17 protein-coding genes are annotated in these 16404 nt (G+C 72.5%); 11 read left to right on the top strand and 6 right to left on the bottom strand.

Annotated elements, in window-relative coordinates; translation table 11 throughout:
- Positions 1-76 precede the first annotated feature (76 nt).
- The 6 genes from ACIQWX_RS28715 to ACIQWX_RS28690 all read left to right on the top strand — a co-directional run bounded on the left by ACIQWX_RS28715 (position 77) and on the right by ACIQWX_RS28690 (position 8105).
- Positions 77-529 (top strand): (2Fe-2S)-binding protein, encoded by a 453-nt coding sequence (locus ACIQWX_RS28715; protein WP_400877319.1) that lies wholly within the window; start codon positions 77-79, stop codon positions 527-529.
- Positions 516-1478: an FAD binding domain-containing protein gene (locus ACIQWX_RS28710; RefSeq protein ID WP_400877317.1), complete on the top strand. Its 963-nt coding sequence runs from the start codon at positions 516-518 to the stop codon at positions 1476-1478. Before ACIQWX_RS28715 ends, ACIQWX_RS28710 begins: the two co-directional genes overlap by 14 nt.
- Positions 1475-3649, top strand: a complete 2175-nt coding sequence (locus tag ACIQWX_RS28705; protein ID WP_400877315.1) for a xanthine dehydrogenase family protein molybdopterin-binding subunit — start codon at positions 1475-1477, stop codon at positions 3647-3649. Before ACIQWX_RS28710 ends, ACIQWX_RS28705 begins: the two co-directional genes overlap by 4 nt.
- A 154-nt stretch (positions 3650-3803) precedes the next feature.
- Positions 3804-5234: a carboxylesterase/lipase family protein gene (locus tag ACIQWX_RS28700; protein ID WP_400877313.1), complete on the top strand. Its 1431-nt coding sequence runs from the start codon at positions 3804-3806 to the stop codon at positions 5232-5234.
- A gap of 84 nt (positions 5235-5318) precedes the next feature.
- Positions 5319-6596: a sensor histidine kinase gene (locus ACIQWX_RS28695; RefSeq protein ID WP_400877311.1), complete on the top strand. Its 1278-nt coding sequence runs from the start codon at positions 5319-5321 to the stop codon at positions 6594-6596.
- An 84-nt stretch (positions 6597-6680) separates the two neighbouring features.
- Positions 6681-8105, top strand: a complete 1425-nt coding sequence (locus ACIQWX_RS28690; RefSeq protein ID WP_400877309.1) for an APC family permease — start codon at positions 6681-6683, stop codon at positions 8103-8105.
- On the opposite strand, the gene ACIQWX_RS28685 is transcribed toward ACIQWX_RS28690, so the two are convergent.
- A complete protein-coding gene (locus tag ACIQWX_RS28685; RefSeq protein WP_400877307.1) occupies positions 8102-8458 on the bottom strand; it encodes a hypothetical protein in 357 nt (118 codons plus the stop codon). The genes ACIQWX_RS28690 and ACIQWX_RS28685 overlap by 4 nt on opposite strands.
- A 135-nt stretch (positions 8459-8593) precedes the next feature.
- On the opposite strand from ACIQWX_RS28685, the gene ACIQWX_RS28680 reads away from it, so the two are divergent.
- Complete coding sequence (locus tag ACIQWX_RS28680; protein WP_400877306.1) at positions 8594-9019, top strand: hypothetical protein; 426 nt, start codon at positions 8594-8596, stop codon at positions 9017-9019.
- Here ACIQWX_RS28680 and ACIQWX_RS28675 read toward each other — a convergent pair.
- From ACIQWX_RS28675 to ACIQWX_RS28660, 4 genes are all read right to left on the bottom strand, one after another.
- Positions 9016-9693: a GNAT family N-acetyltransferase gene (locus ACIQWX_RS28675; RefSeq protein WP_400877305.1), complete on the bottom strand. Its 678-nt coding sequence runs from the start codon at positions 9691-9693 to the stop codon at positions 9016-9018. The two genes, ACIQWX_RS28680 and ACIQWX_RS28675, sit on opposite strands and share 4 nt — an antisense overlap.
- A 61-nt stretch (positions 9694-9754) precedes the next feature.
- Positions 9755-10381, bottom strand: coding sequence for a hypothetical protein (locus ACIQWX_RS28670; RefSeq protein WP_400877303.1), 627 nt, complete (start codon positions 10379-10381; stop codon positions 9755-9757).
- Positions 10382-10459: 78 nt separating this feature from the next.
- Positions 10460-10870 carry a VOC family protein gene (locus ACIQWX_RS28665; RefSeq protein WP_400877617.1) on the bottom strand — a complete coding sequence of 137 codons (411 nt, stop codon included), beginning with the start codon at positions 10868-10870 and terminating at the stop codon, positions 10460-10462.
- Between the two features lie 71 nt (positions 10871-10941).
- Positions 10942-11499, bottom strand: coding sequence for a hypothetical protein (locus ACIQWX_RS28660; RefSeq protein WP_400877301.1), 558 nt, complete (start codon positions 11497-11499; stop codon positions 10942-10944).
- A 309-nt stretch (positions 11500-11808) separates the two neighbouring features.
- Between ACIQWX_RS28660 and ACIQWX_RS28655 the strand changes: the two genes are divergently transcribed.
- Genes ACIQWX_RS28655 through ACIQWX_RS28640 form a run of 4 tightly spaced genes read left to right on the top strand, consistent with a single transcriptional unit; the run spans position 11809 to position 15981 of the window.
- Positions 11809-12249, top strand: a complete 441-nt coding sequence (locus ACIQWX_RS28655; protein WP_400877300.1) for a MarR family winged helix-turn-helix transcriptional regulator — start codon at positions 11809-11811, stop codon at positions 12247-12249.
- A complete protein-coding gene (locus ACIQWX_RS28650; RefSeq protein ID WP_400877299.1) occupies positions 12246-13049 on the top strand; it encodes an ABC transporter ATP-binding protein in 804 nt (267 codons plus the stop codon). Before ACIQWX_RS28655 ends, ACIQWX_RS28650 begins: the two co-directional genes overlap by 4 nt.
- Positions 13009-13830 (top strand): ABC transporter permease, encoded by an 822-nt coding sequence (locus ACIQWX_RS28645; protein WP_400877297.1) that lies wholly within the window; start codon positions 13009-13011, stop codon positions 13828-13830. The genes ACIQWX_RS28650 and ACIQWX_RS28645 overlap by 41 nt, the downstream gene beginning before the upstream one ends.
- A 36-nt stretch (positions 13831-13866) precedes the next feature.
- Complete coding sequence (locus ACIQWX_RS28640; protein ID WP_400877295.1) at positions 13867-15981, top strand: transglycosylase domain-containing protein; 2115 nt, start codon at positions 13867-13869, stop codon at positions 15979-15981.
- Here ACIQWX_RS28640 and ACIQWX_RS28635 read toward each other — a convergent pair.
- Positions 15978-16403 carry a nitroreductase/quinone reductase family protein gene (locus ACIQWX_RS28635; protein WP_400877293.1) on the bottom strand — a complete coding sequence of 142 codons (426 nt, stop codon included), beginning with the start codon at positions 16401-16403 and terminating at the stop codon, positions 15978-15980. The genes ACIQWX_RS28640 and ACIQWX_RS28635 overlap by 4 nt on opposite strands.
- Between the last annotated feature and the right edge of the window lies 1 nt (position 16404).

Raw genomic sequence — 16404 nt, 5'->3', positions numbered from 1 at the left:
ATGACTATCCGCTCCCCTTGATCGCCGCCACCACCACCGTCGGGTACCGATCCGGACGAGCTGCGGAAAGAGACCAGTGGACATCTCACTCGAAGTGAACGGCAGTACCGAACACCTGGACGTCGATCCCGGCGTCACCCTCCTCGACGCGCTGCGCGAACGCCTGGACGTCACCGGCCCGAAGAAGGGCTGCGACCGCGGCCAGTGCGGTGCCTGCACCGTGCACGTCGGCGGCCGGCCCGTGCTCTCGTGCCTCACGCTCGCCGCCACCGTGCAGGCGCCGGTGACCACCGTCGAAGGACTGTCCACAGAGGACAAGCTGCACCCGGTGCAGCAGGCCTTCGTGGACCAGGACGCCCTGCAGTGCGGGTTCTGCACCGCCGGGCAGATCATGTCGGCGGTCGCCGCCGTCGAGCAGGACGTCGAAGACGTGCGGGAGTTCATGTCCGGCAACCTCTGCCGGTGCGCGGCCTACCCGAACATCGTCAAGGCGGTCGACCAGGCGAGGCGGGCCGATGCGTCCGTTTGAGCTGACCGCGCCCACCACCGTCGAAGCCGCCCTCGCGACGCCCGGCACGTTCCTGGCCGGCGGCACGACCCTCGTCGACCTGATGAAGCTCGACGTCCTCACGCCGCGGCACGTCCTGGACATCAACCAGGTCCCGCTGCGCGGCATCGACACGAGCGACGGCCTGCGCTTCGGCGCGCTGGAGCGGATGAGCGCCATCGCCGCGCACCCGCAGGTGTACCCGGTGATCTCGCGCGCCCTGCTGCTGAGCGCGTCCCAGCAGATCCGGAACATGGCCAGCATCGGCGGGAACCTGCTGCAGCGCACGCGCTGCTCGTACTTCCGCGACGTCGCGACGCCGTGCAACAAGCGCGAGCCCGGCAGCGGCTGCTCCGCCGTCGAGGGCGCCAACCGGATGCACGCCATCCTCGGCACCAGTGACTCCTGCGTCGCGACGCACGCCAGTGACGTCGCCGTCGCGCTCGTCGCGCTCGACGCCCGCCTGAAGCTGGCCGACGCCGAAGGCACCCGCGAAGTGGCGCTGCGCGACTTCTACCAGACGCCCGGCGAAACCCCGGCGCTGGAGAACGACCTGCGGCCCGGCGAGCTGATCACCGAGGTGGTCGTGCCGCGGCTGGACTGGGCGGCCAACTCGACCTACGTCAAGGTGCGCGACCGGCAGTCCTACGAGTTCGCGCTGTGCTCGGCCGCCGTCGCGCTGGACGTCCGCGACGGCGTCATCGCCGACGCGCGGATCGCGGCCGGCGGCGTCGGCACGGTGCCGTGGCACCTGCCCGCCGTCGAGGAGGCCCTGCGCGGCAAGCCGGCGACGCAGGCGTCGTTCGAAGCCGCCGCGGCCGTCGCCGCCGACGGCGCCCGGCCGTTGCGGGACAACGCCTTCAAGGTGCCGCTGCTCAAGCGGACCCTCGTCCGCGCGCTGCTCGAACTAACCGAGGGGAGCTCCCGATGATCACCCGGCTGGACGCGCCGCTGAAGGTCACCGGCGGGGCCAAGTACGGCGCCGACCACACCTTCCCCGGCCAGGCCTACGGCTACGTCGTGCTCAGCACGATCGCCCACGGCGAGGTCGAAGCCATGGACTTCTCCGCCGCGCGGGAAGCCCCCGGCGTCATCGGCGTGTACTCGCCGTTCGACCCGCTCCGGCTGAAGACGGCGACCTCGCCCCTGTTCGGCGAGACGTGGGTGCCGCTGCAGACCAAGGAAGTCACCTACTACGGCCAGCCGATCGGCTTCGTCGTCGCGGAGACGTTCGAGCAGGCCCGGGACGCGGCGGGGCTCGTCCAGGTCGCCTACCGCGAGCTGCCGGCCAAGACGTCGCTCTCCGACGGCCTCGCCGACGCCGAAGACGCGCCCCCGGGCCGCGACGGCGAAGGGCCCACCCTCGAGATCCTCGAGGACGGCGTCGAGTCCATCGCGGACGCGTTCGCCGCGAGCCCGGTGGTCGTCGAGGCGACCTACACGACCGCGACGCAGAACCACGCCGCGATGGAGCCCCACTCCGCCGTGGCGGTGTGGGACGGCGGCGAGGTGACCGTCTACAGCGGCAACCAGGCGTCGAACCTGCAGGCGATGGAGCTGGCCAGCGCGCTGGACGTGCCGCTGGAAGCCGTGCACTGCGTGAACCCGTTCGTCGGCGGCGCGTTCGGCGGCAAGGGCCGCACGTCGGCGCCGGCGTTCCTGGCCGCCGCCGCGGCCCGCGACCTCGGCCGGCCGGTGAAGTCCACGCTCGCCCGCGAGCAGGTCTTCACCGCGACCGCCGGCCGGGCCGCGACGGTCCAGACCATCAAGCTCGGCGCGGAACGCGACGGCTCGCTGGTCGCGCTGAGCCACGACTCGTGGTGCAGCACGGACACCGCGCGGTCGTTCGTCGAACCGACGTCGCACGGCACCTCGCGCGAGTGGTACGCGACGCGGAACCTGGCCATCAGCCAGAAGATCGTGCCGCTGAACGTCCCGCCGACGACGTTCATGCGCGCCCCCGGCGAGGCACCCGGCTCGTTCGCGCTGGAAAGCGCGGTCGACGAGCTCGCCGAAGCGCTCGGCATGGACCCGGTCGAGCTGCGGATCAAGAACAACTCGATCGCCCCGCCCGGCAAGGACCTGCAGTGGGCGAGCAAGCACCTCGACGAGTGCTTCCGCGTCGGCGCGGCCCGGTTCGGCTGGCAGCACCGCCGGCCGGGCGGGCACACCGACGGCGACTGGCTCGTCGGCATGGGCGTGGCCACGGCGATGTTCCCCGCCCTGCGGTTCCCGGCGACGGTCGGCATCACGCTCAACGCCGACGACACCGCCGTGGTCGGGACGAGCGGCGCGGACCCGGGCACCGGCCTGCTGACCGTGCTGTCGCTGATCGGCGCCGAATCGCTGGACATCCCGGCGGAGCGGATCACCCCGAAGCTCGGCGACTCGTCGCTGCCGCCGGGCGGTCTCTCCGGCGGTTCGACGGCGACGGCGAGCGCGGGCACGGCGATCATGATCGCCGCGACCAAGGCGATCGACGAGCTCGTGGCTCTCGCGTCCGACCCGGGCGCGCCGTTCGAAGGCGCCGAAGTCACCTACGCCGACGGCCGCGTGTTCGCCGACGGGCGGACCATGACGTTCGGCGAGCTGCTGCGGACGCTGGGCCGCGACAAGCTCGAGGTGACCGGCTCGTCGGCACCCGGCGAGGAGCTGACGAAGCACTCGTTCAGCTCGTGGGGTGCCCAGTTCGTCGAGGTCCGCGTGCACAAGTGGACGCGCGAAGCCCGCGTGTCGCGGATGCTCGGCGTCTTCGACGCGGGCCGGATCATCAACGACAAGGCCGCCCGCAGCCAGCTGATGGGCGGCATGATCTGGGGCATCTCGGCCGCGCTGCACGAGGGCCTGGAGATCGAGGCGAACGGCCGGCTCGCCAACGGCGACTTCGCGAGCTACCTGCTCCCGGTCAACGCCGACATCCCCGAGGTCGACGTCCACTTCGTCGAGTACCCGGACACGCTGCACAACGCGGTCGGCGCGCGCGGGCTCGGCGAGATCGGCACGGTCGGCATGGCCGCGGCGGTCGCCAACGCCGTGCACAACGCCACCGGCATCCGGGTGCGGCACATCCCGATCACCATCGAAGATCTGCTCGAAGACTGACGGCGGCGCCGGTGCGTTCGGCCACCTGGCCGAACGCACCGGCGCCGTTACCCATCCGCGACAACTCCCGCGACGGTCGCCCATGACGGCGGCCCGTCCCCGGTCCTAGGCTGTCGGGCACTCTCCCCGATCTTCCCCGAAGGGACCACCCGGCATGACCGACCCCGTCGTCCCCACCACGTCCGGCGCGGTCCGCGGTCAAGTCACCGCCGCCGGCTTCGCGCTGTTCCGCGGCATCCCGTACGCCGCCGCGCCGGAGGGCGACCTGCGCTTCGCCGAGCCCGTCCCCGCCCCGCCGTGGGAGGACGTGCGCGACGCGCTGAGACCGGGCCCGACCGCGCCGCAGCGCCGGCACGACGTCCCCGGGCTCGACCTGACGCCCCTCACCGGCGCCGGCTGGCGGCCGGGCCCCGAGTACCTGACGGTCGACGTCTGGACGCCGCGGCTCGGCGCGGCCGGGCTGCCCGTGCTGGTCTTCGTGCACGGCGGCGCGTTCCTCGGCGGCACCGGGTCGGCGCCGGTCTACGACGGCACGTCGTTCAACCACGCCGGCGCGGTGCTCGTGACCGTCCAGTACCGGCTCGGCGTCGACGGCTTCCTGCCCCTGGAAGGCGGCACGACGAACCTCGGGCTGCGCGACCAGCTCGCGGCCCTGCGTTGGGTCCAGGAAAACATCGAAGGCTTCGGCGGCAACCCCGGGAACGTCACCTTCTTCGGCGCGGCCTCCGGCGCGGTGAGCGTCGCGTGCCTGCTCGCTTCCCCGCTGTCGCAAGGACTCTTCCACCGCGCCATCGTCCAGAGTGGACACCCGGACATGGTGCGCGACTTCGTCCAGGCGCGCCGCCTCGCCCGCGTGATCGCCGACGAGCTGAAGGCCGAACCGACCGCCGAGGCGTTCCGGAAGGTCTCGACCGAGCAGCTGCTCGACGCCCAGGACGCCGTCCTGCGCCCGGGTGGCGCCCCCGACCTGCGCGACGCGCTCGGCTACGACCGCGGGTACGGGCTCAGCCCGTTCCTCCCGGTGGTCGGCGACGACGTCCTGCCGCAGCACCCGGCCAAGGCGATCAAGGCGGGCGCCGGCAGCGACGTCGACCTGGTCGTCGGCAGCTGCAGCGAGGAGATGCGGCTCTACCTGGTGCCCACCGGCGCGCTCGACGCCGTGACCGACGACCAGGCCGTGGCGTCGCTGGCGGTGTCGCACCCCGACCCGGCCGGCGTGCTCACCCGCTACGGCCTCGGCTCGGACGCGCCGGCGGGCGACGTCCTCGTGAGTGCCCTGACCGACCTGGTCTTCCGCGACGGGGTGCGCGACCTCGCGGAAAACCACGGCGGCCGGACCTTCCGGTACGAGTTCGAGTGGGGCTCACCGCTGCACGACGGCGCGCTGGGCGCGTGCCACGGGCTCGAACTGCCCTTCGTGTTCGACTCCCTCGGCCCGCTGTCCGGGCCGCGGGGGCTGCTCGGCGAGCACGCGCCCCGGGAACTGGCCCACGACCTCAACGGCGCGTGGTACCGCTTCGCCGCCACCGGCTCGCCCGGCTGGCCGGAGTACACGGGCGAAGACACGCTGTTCCACACCTACTGACCCACCCCGCAAGCGGTTGACGACTCCCCCGCCGCGCTGCCAGGCTCAGTTCGCCCGGACGGCCGGACGAAATGGGGACCACCGATGCCCGAGGCGGGCTCCGCCGCACCGCCGCGCGCGCTCGTTCGCACGCTGCTGCGCAGCGGCACACCACCGGAGCCCGCGGAGCCCCCGGACGAGAACAGCGACCTCGCCGCCGTCGGCGACGCGACGCTCGCCCGCGCCGCCCGCTACTGGGTCGTCGTGCCGCTGACCTACCGGATCGCGGCGTTCGTCAAGGTGTTCATCGGGTTCGCCGCGGCCAACGGCAAGCTCGGGCTCGGCCCGGTGCTCGCCGCCACCGTGTTCGCCGTCGCGGCCAACACCGCCGCGGTGGCCTGGGTGCTGCGCGCGGGCGGCCTGCGGCACCGCATCACCGGCCGCGCCCTGGCCCTGGACCTGGCCGTGGGAGTGCTGCTCAACTTCGCCGTCGCCATGACGGCCCCGGCGTCGGTGCAGCCGTTCGCGGTCGACGTGTCGTGGACGTGGCTGGTCGGCGCGGTCGCCATGTGGGCGGGCACGTCCGGGCTGCCCTCGGCGCTGTGGCTGCTGGTGGCGGCCGCCCCGCTCCGGGCGCTGCTCACGCTCGCCGGCGGCCTGCCGCTGACCGACCAGCTCTCGGTGACCCGCTCGATCGGCTGCATGGTCGCGCTGGCGGTGGCGATCGTCATCGCCGCGGGCATCCTCATCCTGCTCGGCGCGGGCACCCGGTTCGCCGTCGACATCGGGATCCGGCGCGGACGAGAGGCCGAGCGCCGCCGGACCCGGCGGCTCATGCACGACCATGTGCTGCAAACCCTGGAAGCGCTCGCCATTTCGGCGCCGGGCGACGACACGGACGCCGTGAGCCGGCTGTCGGAGGTGCGGTCGGTGGCCAAGGCGGAGGCCGCCGAGATCCGCCGCCAGATCACCGAGCCGGTGCCGACCGGGACGACGCGCGGGTTCGCCGTCGAGCTCGCCGACGTCGCGACCGAGATGGCGCGTGACGGCCTGCGCACCCAGCTCGTCGCCGCGGACTTCGCCGACGACCACAAGCTGTCCCAGGACCGCCGCACCGCGATGTGCGAGGCGGTGCGGGAGGCGTTGCGCAACACCGTCAAGCACTCCGGGACGAAGCAGGTCGTGCTGCGTGTGGAGGAGCGCGACGGCGGGATCGCGGTCGTCGCCCGCGACCAGGGCCAGGGCTTCGACGTCCGCGACCGGCCGCCGGGCTTCGGCATCACCCAGTCGATCAAGGCCCGGCTGGCCGAGGTCGGCGGGCACGGCACGGTGGACTCCCAGCCGGGCCGCGGCACCCGCGTGACGATGTGGGTGCCGGGCTAGGCAACGGCCGTGCGCTCGGGTCCAAGACCACGGCCTCCCCGGCGGCGCACCATGCGCGGACAACCCTCGCGGGAGGAGAATCCCATGTCCGACGCACTGCGCCGGGACGCGCTGGGCACGCCGGGTGTCGTCTTCCTCGTGCTGGCCGCCGTCGCGCCCCTGACCGGCATCGTCGTCATCGCCGCGCTGGGCATCGCGCTCGGCAACGGCGGCGGCATGCCCGGCGCGTTCCTGCTCGCCGCCGTGATCCTCGTGCTCTTCGGCGTCGGCTACGCGCAGATGAGCAAGGTGGTCACCGGCGCGGGCGGGTTCTACGTCTACGTCACCAAGGGCCTCGGCCGCCCGATGGGCCTGGTCGCCGCGCTGATCGCGTTGCTCGGCTACAACTGCTTCGTCGCCGGCGCGGTCGGCACGAGCGGGTTCTTCACCGCGAACGTCGTCGAGCAGGTCTTCGGGTGGCACACGCCGTGGCAGCTGTGGAGCCTCGCCTCCGCCGCCGCGGTGTTCGCGCTCGGGCGGCGCGGGGTCGACGTCAGCGCGAAGGTGCTCGGCGTTTCGCTGGTCCTCGAGGTGTCGATCCTGCTCGTGCTCGACGTCGCGGTCGCCGTCCGGACCGGGCTGGACGTCCACGCGTTCGCGCCCGGCGTCGTCTTCACCGGCTCGGTCGGGATCGCGTTCCTGTTCGCGTTCAACGCTTTCGTCGGCTTCGAAGCGACCGGGTTGTTCAGCGAAGAGGCCCGCGACCCGCACCGGACGATCTCCCGCGCGACCTACACCGCGATCGTCCTCATCGGCGTCTTCGCCGCCTTCACGACGTGGGCGGTCGTCAGCGCGACGAGCGTCGCCGCGGCCGGGCAGACCGCGCAGGACCACCTCGCCACCGGGGACCTCGTGTTCTCGATCAGCCGGACGTACCTCGGCTCGTTCCTCACCGACGTGATGATGCTGCTGCTGGTCGTCAGCCTCTTCGCGGCCTTGCTGGCGCTGCACAACTCCGCGACGCGCTACCTGTTCGCGCTCGGCCGGGCCCGGGTGCTGCCCGCCGTCCTCGGCCGGACGAACGCGGCGAACGGCGCGCCGTACGTCGCCAGCGGGACCCAGATCGGGGTGGCGACGCTGATCGCGGCGGTGTACGCGCTGGCCGGGCTGGACCCGCTCGCCGACCTCACGGCCAGCATGACCGGCATCGGCACGCTCGGCGTGATCGCCCTGCAGGCGCTGGCCGGCGTCGCCGTCGTCGCGTTCTTCCGCAAGCGGCACGACCCCCGGCTCTGGCGCACCGCGGTCGCTCCCGGCCTCGGCGGACTGGGCCTGATCGCCGTGACGACGCTGGCGTTCCTCAACTTCCCCACCCTCGCCGGGTCCGACGCGCCGGCGATCGCGCTGCTGCCGTGGCTGCTGGCCGTCGCGGTGGCCGGCGGGCTCGGGCTCGCGGCCTGGCTGCGCACCCGACGTCCGGACGTCTACGCGGGACTGGACGACCTCGGGCTCGAAGCCGTGTCTTCCTAAGCCGCGTACCGGGCGTCGCGCTCGGCGGCCAGGCTCGCGCGGCAGGCCGCGGTCAGCCGGGTCGTGGCGGCGCTGCCGCCGTGGCCGCAGCGCGGGCAGGTCATCGCGACCCGCTGCGTCAGCTCGTCGACGGCGACGCACAGCTCGGTGCGGCAGCCGCGGCACCAGCGGTGCCGGGTGACCGGGCTGACGTGCGCGGGCGAGGCGACGCACTGGTGGATCCACCGGCCGTGCACGTGGCAGGTCAGGCGGTCGTCCGGCGCCAGCAGGCCCATGTCCTCGGCGTCGTCTTCGGTGGCGAGCAGGACCGGCAGGCTGCGGACCCGGGTGGTGGTGCACGTCGTGGTGGTCATCGCGTTCCCCTTTCCCTACCCGTTCGTCGAAGAGGGGCACTCGGATTCGACAGCCGGCCGGAGTTGGCCGGAACCCGGCGGTTTGTGGCATTCCAGCCACTCCCCGGCTCGCCCTCGGGCCACTAGTTTCGGCGCGTGTCGAAATTCCTGCTCTCGGTCCACGTCCTGGCGGCGGTGCTCGCCGTCGGCCCGGTCGCCGTCGCGGCCAGCATGTTCCCCGCCGCCGTCCGGAAGGGCGACGTCAAGGTCGCGACGATGCTGCACCGGATCTGCCGCGTGTACGCCTACGCCGCCATCGCGGTGCCCGTGTTCGGGTTCGGCGTCGCCGGCACGATGCACGTGATGGGCGACCCCTGGCTGCTCACGTCGATCGGGCTGACCGCCGTCGCCGCCGCGGTGCTCGCGCTCCTGGTGCTGCCGCGGCAGAAGCGGTTCCTGGCCGAAGAGTCCACCTCGGGCAAACTCGGCCGGCTCGCGATGGTCACCGGCGTCTTCAACCTGCTGTGGGCGGCGGTGACGGTGCTGATGATCGTGCGGCCGGGCTCCTCGACCGGTGCTTAGCCCGGCACGCGCACCGCGACGAAATCCGGCCGGTGCCGCAAGGCGAACCCGAGCGAAAGGTAGAGCCGGATCGCCGAGGTGTTGCTCGCGGCGGCGTGCATCATCGGCGTCTCGCCGCGCTCGCGGATGCCCGCCGCCACGGCGAGCACCAGCCGCGTCGCGAGCCCTTGCCCGCGGTAGGCCGGGTCCGTGCAGACCGCGCTGATCTCGGTGTAGCCGGGCGGGTGCAGCCGTTCCCCCGCCATCGCGACCAGCGCCCCCTCGCGCCGGATCCCCAGGTAGGTGCCGAGTTCGACGGTCCGCTTGCGGAACGGCCCGGGCTTCGTCCGCTCGACGAGGTCGAGCATCTCCGGCACGTCCGCGAGCCCGAGGCGCACGGCCTCCGGGTCCGGCGCGGCCGCGACGCCCTCGTCGACCAGCTGGACGCCGGGCAGTGCGTCGAGCACCTCCCAGCCTGCCGGCGGCCGGGCGGCGGTGGCGGCGAGCACGACGACCGCACCCGGCCCGCCGAGCTCGGCGACGTCCCGCCAGTCCTGCTCACCCGGGTTGTCGGGCAGGCCGAGGAACGGAGCGACGTCCTCGGCGTAGCGCAGCACGCGCCCACGTCGTTCGGCGAAGCGGGCGTGCGGGCCGTTCAGCGACGTCCACGTCGGGTTGTCCAGCGGAGAAGCCATGCGTCCAGGATGATCGAACCCGCCGGCCGGGCGGCGGTGCTCCCACATCCTGAGCAAGCGCTCAGCCGACCGTCGTCAGCTCCTCGTCCGAAAGCACGCCGGACCCGGCCGACACGACCAGCCTGCCGCCGCCGGCCTGGTAGGTGTAGTCCCCGTTCTTCGCGACGAAACCGTCGCCGGAAGCTTCCGCCGGCAGCACGATGTGCGTGTCGTCCGAGGCCGCCTGCCCGCGGGCCTGGCCGTCGTAGAAGATCCGGCCGTCGGGCACCCGGCAGATCGTGATGAGCGACTTCGGCGTCTGCGCGACCAGCAACGCGGTGCCTTCGCCACCCGGGAGGTAGCGGGCGGCGTCGCCCGGACACGGCTTCGCGGCCGGTGACGCGGTGGTCGTCGGCGACGGCGGTGGGGTCAGGGCGTTCGCGGTCGTGACCACGGTCTTCGTGGTGGGCACGGCGGGGGTGGTGTAGGAGGGGAACGGCCCGGCGGAGTCCGGCTCCGGCTCCGAACGCCCGGTGAACAGCAGGGCCCCGGCCACCGCGACGCCGGCGACGAGCATGAGGGTCAGCAGCACCCACAGCGCCCGCGCGCGAGCCCGGCCCGGTGCCAGGCTCGCGCAGGTGCCGCACCGGCCGGCGGCGGGGTCGTTGACCGCACCGCACTGCGCGCACGTCCAGGGGGAACCCGCCATCGGGCCTCCTTCGCCCCGGCGCGGGACCACGCCGGTCCCTTCATCGTCACCGACGCGGGCGTGTGCTGCAACGCACCGTCAGGCCTGGTGGACCACGTTCACCATCCACGGGATGCCGAACTTGTCGACGCAGGCACCGAATTCGTCGCCCCACATCTGCTTTTCGAACGGAACCGTCACGGTGCCGCCTTCGCTCAGCTTGTCCCAGTAGCCGCGCAGGGCGCCGGCGTCGTCCCCGCTGAGGCTGACCGTGATGTTGGTGCCCGGGTTGTACTCCATCCCGGCCGGGGTGTCGGACGCCATCAGCGTGTAGCCGGCGTCGGTTTCCAGCTGGGCGTGCATGACGTTGTCCGCGTCCGCCCCTTCGGGTGACCCGAATTCCCCGAACGTGTTCACCTTCAGGGTGCCGCCGAAGACGCTCTTGTAGAACTCCATGGCCTGCCGCGCCTCGGCGCGGAAGCTCAGGTACGGGTTGAGCACGGAAGCCACTGCGATCTCCTTCTCCTCGAACGAGAGCAGCATCTTCGCAGAAGCCCGTGACCTGGACAAACGCGGGAATTTCAGACGACGAACCGGCGATGGGCGTGCGGTTCCAACGGCAGGGCGCCGTGCAGGGCGGCGCGGGCGCGCAGCTCCAGCGCGCGGTCGAGCGGCGCGGTCCCGGACGCCGCCGCGGTGTGGAACGTGCCGCGGTCGAACAGGTACACCAGCGCGAGCTTGCGGTCGCGGCGTCCGGTCGGCTCGGCGAACTCGACCGTCGCCGACCGCAGGCAGCCGCCGTAGCCCGCCCGCGCCAGCCGGTCGGCGACGTCGACCAGGTCGCCGGTCAGCACGCGCAGGTCGCGGTCGCGGCGCCAGCAGCGGACCGTCGAGCGGCCGTGCAGGTCCTGGGTCACCAGCGGGTGCACCGGCAGCCGGGCCGACGTCGCGGCGATCAGCTCCGCGTCGGTGCGGGCGAGCGCGTCCCCGTCCACCTTGAAGCCGACCGTGCCGCCGCCGGTGGGCGCGAGGCCGAGCGCGGCGCGCATCCGTGGGGCGGCCGCGGCGAGGGTGTAGAGGGACTGCAGGTGCGGGCGGGACGTCCAGCACCGGACGAGCTTGTTGTCCAGCAAGGTCATGTGTCGTGTCTCCGGTCGGGAAAAGACCGCCGGGCCGGGCGCACTGGCAATGTCCACTGTGGACGTCAGGCGCGGGGACGCGGGGTTCGGAAAGGACAGCATGCGCCCGCTCCCGGTGGTTCCGGACCGGAACCCGCCGATCACGCGGCGAACGGCAGCACTTCGCCGCCGAACGGTCACTCCGGGTCAGGTTCGGCCGATCAGCGGTATCCCTTTCGCCCGGCGGGCCGAGCCACTTGTTCGGGAGCTTCCACGCCAACCAGACATTTAGCGTTGCTAATAGTTCTGAGTCAGAGCTACCTTGGCGGCATGACCGAACTCGCCGACCGGCTCCTGGGTGCCGTCCAGGGGATCCGCCGCGTGGTGCGCCGCCGGGTGCGCGCCGACGTGCCGGGCGCGCCCCTGCCCGGTGCGCAGGTCGAGGTCCTGCGCGTGGTCGCCGACCGGCCCGGCATCGGCGTCGCCGCGGCCGCGCGGGAACTGCACCTCGCCACCAACTCTGTCAGCACGCTCGTCAACCAGCTCGTCGACGCCGGCCTGCTGCGCCGCGAGCCCGACCCCGCCGACCGGCGCGCCACCCGGCTGGAGGTCACCGGCGCGGCCCGCGAACGAATGGCCGCGTGGCGGCGCGCCCGCACCGGGCTCGTCGCCGACGCGCTCGCCGGACTGTCCGAAGAGGACACCACGGCGATCGAACAGGCGTTGCCGGCCCTCGAAAAGCTGATGGGCATCCTGAAGGAGCAGCCATGACCGAACCCGCGGTGCGGTGCACCGGGCTCAGCCACTCGTTCGGGACGACCCGCGCGGTCGACGGCGTCGACCTGGAGATCGCGCCCGGCGAGGTGTTCGGGCTGCTCGGCCCGAACGGCGCCGGCAAGACCACGACGCTCCGGATGATCACCACGCTGCTGCCCACCGCGCCGGAGCACATCACCGTCTTCGGCATCGACGTCGCGCGCCGCCGGATGGCCGTGCGGCGGCTGATCGGGTACGTCCCGCAGCAGCTGTCCGCCGACGGCGCGCTGACCGGCCGCGAGAACGTCGCGCTGTTCGCGCGGCTCTTCGACGTCCCCCGGGCGCGGCGCGCCGGCGAGGTGCGCCGCGCCCTGGACCTCGTCGGGCTCGCCGACGACGCCGACCGCGTCGCGAAGGGCTACTCGGGTGGCATGATCCGCCGGCTCGAACTCGCCCAGGCCCTCGTCAGCTCGCCGCGGCTGCTGATCCTCGACGAGCCGACGATCGGGCTCGACCCCGTCGCCCGCTCCGCCGTCTGGGAGCGGATCACGCAGATCCGCACCGACACCGGCATGACCGTGCTCGTCACCACGCACTACATGGACGAGGCCGAGCAGTACTGCGACCGCGTCGCGCTCATGCACACCGGCCGGATCCGGGCGCTGGGCACCCCCGCGGACCTCGAGACCGACCTCGGTCCGGGGTCCACATTGGACGACGTGTTCCGCGCGGTCACCGGCGACCGCCTCGAAACCGACGAAGGAGGGATCCGCAGTGTCCGTGCCGCTCGCCGCACCGCCCGCCGCCTCGGCTGACCCCGGCCCGCTGCGCCAGGCGCGCGTCCTCGCCGCCCGCGTCGGCGCGATGTGCCTGGTGGAGCTGCAGAAGCTGCGCCGCGACCAGACCGAGCTGCTGACGCGGGCGATCCAGCCCGCGCTGTGGCTGCTGATCTTCGGGGAGACGTTCACCCGGCTGAAGGCGATCCCGACCGGCTCGACGCCCTACCTCGACTACCTCGCGCCCGGCATCCTCGCCCAGTCCGCGCTGTTCATCTCGATCTTCTACGGCATCCAGATCATCTGGGAACGCGACGCGGGCGTGCTCGCCAAGCTCCTGGTGACGCCGACCCCGCGGGCCGCGCTCGTCGCCGGTAAGGCGTTCGCCGCCGGCGTCCGCGCGCTCGTCCAGGCCCTGATGGTGCTGATCCTCGCCGCGATCCTCGGCGTCGGGCTGACCGTGAACCCGCTGAAGCTGCTCGCCATGGCGGTCGTGCTCGTGCTCGGGTCGGCGTTCTTCTGCTGCCTGTCCATCGTGATCGCCGGGATCGTGCTGTCGCGCGAACGGCTGATGGGCATCGGGCAGGCGATCACGATGCCGCTGTTCTTCGGGTCGAACGCGCTGTACCCGGTGGACCTGATGCCGTCGTGGCTGAAGGTGCTCAGCCACGTCAACCCGCTGAGCTACCAGGTCGACGCGCTGCGCGGGCTGCTGATCGGCACGCCCGCCCACCTCGGGCTCGACTTCGGCGTATTGGCCGTCGCGACCGTCGCCGCGATCGCCGTCGCTTCGGCACTGCTCGGCCGGTTGGCCCGGTGAGGCACATGTCTCACCGAACGGAAGCTTCATTCCCGGATGGCTAATCTCGGTTCCGTGAATGGTCGTCCTGGCGTGGCCTCTTTTGCCGGTTTGTGCGTTCTCGCCGGAATTCTGGTGGCCGGCACGATGGCGCCCGCTGCCATCGGCGCCGGTCTGCTGTCGAACCAGGTGAGCGATTCCGTGGACGCCATTTCCGCGCAGCTCGCCGCGGCCGACCCGCCGCTGACGACGACGGTGACCGACCGCGACGGCACCCCGATCGCGACGCTCTACGCGCAGTACCGGCTCCCGGTCACCGCGGCCGGGATCGCGACGACGATGAAGGCCGCGATCATCGCGGTCGAAGACCGCCGGTTCTACACCGAAGGCGGCGTCGACCTGCAGGGGATGCTCCGCGCGGCGGTCAACGACAGCACCGGCGGCGCGCTGCAGGGCGCGTCGACGATCAGCCAGCAGTACGTCAAGAACTACCTCATCAACGTCGTCGACCGGACCGACCCGGTGGCCCAGGCGGCCGATCGCGAGGACTCCCTCGCACGCAAGCTGCGGGAAGCCAAAATGGCCGTCCAGCTCAACGACACGATGAGCAAGGACGACATCCTCGCCGATTACCTGAACGTCGTGGAATTCAGCGGAACCGTCTACGGTGTCGGTTCCGCCGCGAAAGCCTATTTCGGGACGACAGCGGACAAACTGACCGTGCCGCAGGCGGCACTTCTCGCCGGAATGGTGAACAACCCGAGCGTCTACAACCCGTACACGCACGCGGGCAAAGCCCTGCAGCGGCGCAACCTCGTCATCGACGACATGGTCACCAACGGGTCCATCCCCGCTTCCTACGCGGCGACGGCGAAGGCGGCGCCGCTCGGCGTGCTGCCGGACGGGCCGGTGGCGCCGTCCTCGACGTGCATGGGCGCGGCCCCGGACGCCGGGTTCTTCTGCGCCTACGCGGAGAGCTACCTCGTGCACGCCGGGTTCACCGCCGACCAGCTGGCGACCGGCGGCTACACGATCAAGACGACGCTCGACCCGCGCGTCTCACAGGTGGCCAAGGACGCCGTCGACGCGAACGTGCCGACCACCCAGGACGGCGTGGCGAACACCTTCGCCGTCGTGCAGCCGGGTTCGGCGGGCCACCAGGTGCTCGCCATGGTCGCCAACCGGAACTACGGCACCGATCCCGCGCAGGGCGAGACGTCCACGGACATCGTGGCGGACGCGAGCAACGAGTTCGGCGCCGGTTCGTCGTTCAAGATCTTCACCTCGGCCGCGGCGCTCGTCACCGGCAAGGCGGGCCTGGAGACGCCGCTGCCCAACCCGGACAGCCAGTGCTTCCCCGTGCCGGACTCGCATTCGGCTTGCTACACCGTCCACAACGACGGCCACTACGCCGATCCGATCAGCCTCGCCGACGGCCTGGCGACGTCGCCGAACGTGGCGTTCGTCGGGCTGGAGAGCCAGGTCGGGATGCCCGCGGTGCTCGACATGGCCTACAAGCTGGGACTGCGCTCCACCCTCGCGACCAACGACGCCGGGGCCGCGCCGAACCCGGCGTCGGGCAACCCGCAGTACAGCGAGCCGCAGTCGCAGTACTTCCGGAACCTGCTCTCGTTCACCCTCGGCAACAGCCCGGTGAGCCCGCTGGAGATGGCGAACGTGTCGGCGACGCTGATGAGCGGCGGCGTCTGGTGCCCGCCGAGCCCGATCCTGTCGGTGACCGACCGGAACGGGAACGCGGTGCCGGTGGCCCAGCAGGCGTGCGAGCAGGTGATCCCGACGGGCGTCGCGAACACCCTCGAAGCGGGCCTGAGCAAGGACACGACGAGCGGCACGTCCGCGCAGGCCGCCCACGCGGCGGGATGGACGCGTCCCGACATCGGCAAGACGGGCACGACGCAGCAGAGCGAGTCCGTCGCGTTCGTCGGCGGCGTCGACGGCTACGCGGTGTCGTCCATGGTCTTCGCCGACGGCTCGCACCCGCGTGAGATCTGCCCCGGTACGCCGGTGCACCTGGGCGACTGCGGCCACGGCGCGTTCGGCGGCACGGTCGCCGCGCCGCCGTACTTCCACGCGATGAGCCAGTTGCTCGCGGGCGTGCCGGACCAGCCGATCCCCGGACCGGACCCGGCGTACCTGACCGCGCGGAGCTAGCGCGGCTCGAGGAAGACGAGCGGGATCTCGCGCTCGGTCTTGGTCTGGTAGCCGGCGTAGTTCTTGAACTGGCCGGAGATCTTCGGCCACAGCTTCGCGCGCTCGCCGGCGTCGGCGACCCGGGCACGCATCGGCCGCTTCGGGGCGCCCTTGAGCGACACCTCGACGTCCGGGTTGTCGCGCAGGTTGAGGAACCACGCGGGGTGCGTGTCGTCCCCGCCGCGCGAAGCGACGACGACCAGCGTGTCGCCGTCCTGGTGCGGCGAGGTCAGCAGCACGGTCCGCGGCTGCCCGCTCTTGCGGCCGACCGTGGTGAGCTCCAGCACCGGCATCCCGGCCTGCCAGCCCACCCGCCCGCCGGTGAGCTTGATCAGGCCGCGGTGCACGGCGTTCATGGTCTTCAGGGCGAAGTCGCTCGGCATG

This window comes from Amycolatopsis sp. NPDC098790, from assembly GCF_044759945.1.
Classification (GTDB): Bacteria; Actinomycetota; Actinomycetes; order Mycobacteriales; family Pseudonocardiaceae; genus Amycolatopsis.
The sequence above is the reverse complement of the archived record's forward strand: the minus strand, read 5'-3'. Positions and strand labels throughout refer to the sequence as shown.

Excerpts from the sequence above, each read along its gene's own strand:
- ACIQWX_RS28710 (WP_400877317.1), top strand. The coding sequence starts at position 516 with ATGCGTCCGTTTGAGCTGACCGCGCCCACCACCGTCGAAGCCGCCCTC.
- ACIQWX_RS28705 (WP_400877315.1), top strand. The coding sequence starts at position 1,475 with ATGATCACCCGGCTGGACGCGCCGCTGAAGGTCACCGGCGGGGCCAAG.
- ACIQWX_RS28700 (WP_400877313.1), top strand. The coding sequence starts at position 3,804 with ATGACCGACCCCGTCGTCCCCACCACGTCCGGCGCGGTCCGCGGTCAA.
- ACIQWX_RS28695 (WP_400877311.1), top strand. The coding sequence starts at position 5,319 with ATGCCCGAGGCGGGCTCCGCCGCACCGCCGCGCGCGCTCGTTCGCACG.
- ACIQWX_RS28690 (WP_400877309.1), top strand. The coding sequence starts at position 6,681 with ATGTCCGACGCACTGCGCCGGGACGCGCTGGGCACGCCGGGTGTCGTC.
- ACIQWX_RS28685 (WP_400877307.1), bottom strand. The coding sequence starts at position 8,458 with ATGACCACCACGACGTGCACCACCACCCGGGTCCGCAGCCTGCCGGTC.
- ACIQWX_RS28675 (WP_400877305.1), bottom strand. The coding sequence starts at position 9,693 with ATGGCTTCTCCGCTGGACAACCCGACGTGGACGTCGCTGAACGGCCCG.
- ACIQWX_RS28670 (WP_400877303.1), bottom strand. The coding sequence starts at position 10,381 with ATGGCGGGTTCCCCCTGGACGTGCGCGCAGTGCGGTGCGGTCAACGAC.
- ACIQWX_RS28660 (WP_400877301.1), bottom strand. The coding sequence starts at position 11,499 with ATGACCTTGCTGGACAACAAGCTCGTCCGGTGCTGGACGTCCCGCCCG.
- ACIQWX_RS28655 (WP_400877300.1), top strand. The coding sequence starts at position 11,809 with ATGACCGAACTCGCCGACCGGCTCCTGGGTGCCGTCCAGGGGATCCGC.
- ACIQWX_RS28650 (WP_400877299.1), top strand. The coding sequence starts at position 12,246 with ATGACCGAACCCGCGGTGCGGTGCACCGGGCTCAGCCACTCGTTCGGG.
- ACIQWX_RS28640 (WP_400877295.1), top strand. The coding sequence starts at position 13,867 with ATGGCTAATCTCGGTTCCGTGAATGGTCGTCCTGGCGTGGCCTCTTTT.
- ACIQWX_RS28635 (WP_400877293.1), bottom strand. The coding sequence starts at position 16,403 with ATGCCGAGCGACTTCGCCCTGAAGACCATGAACGCCGTGCACCGCGGC.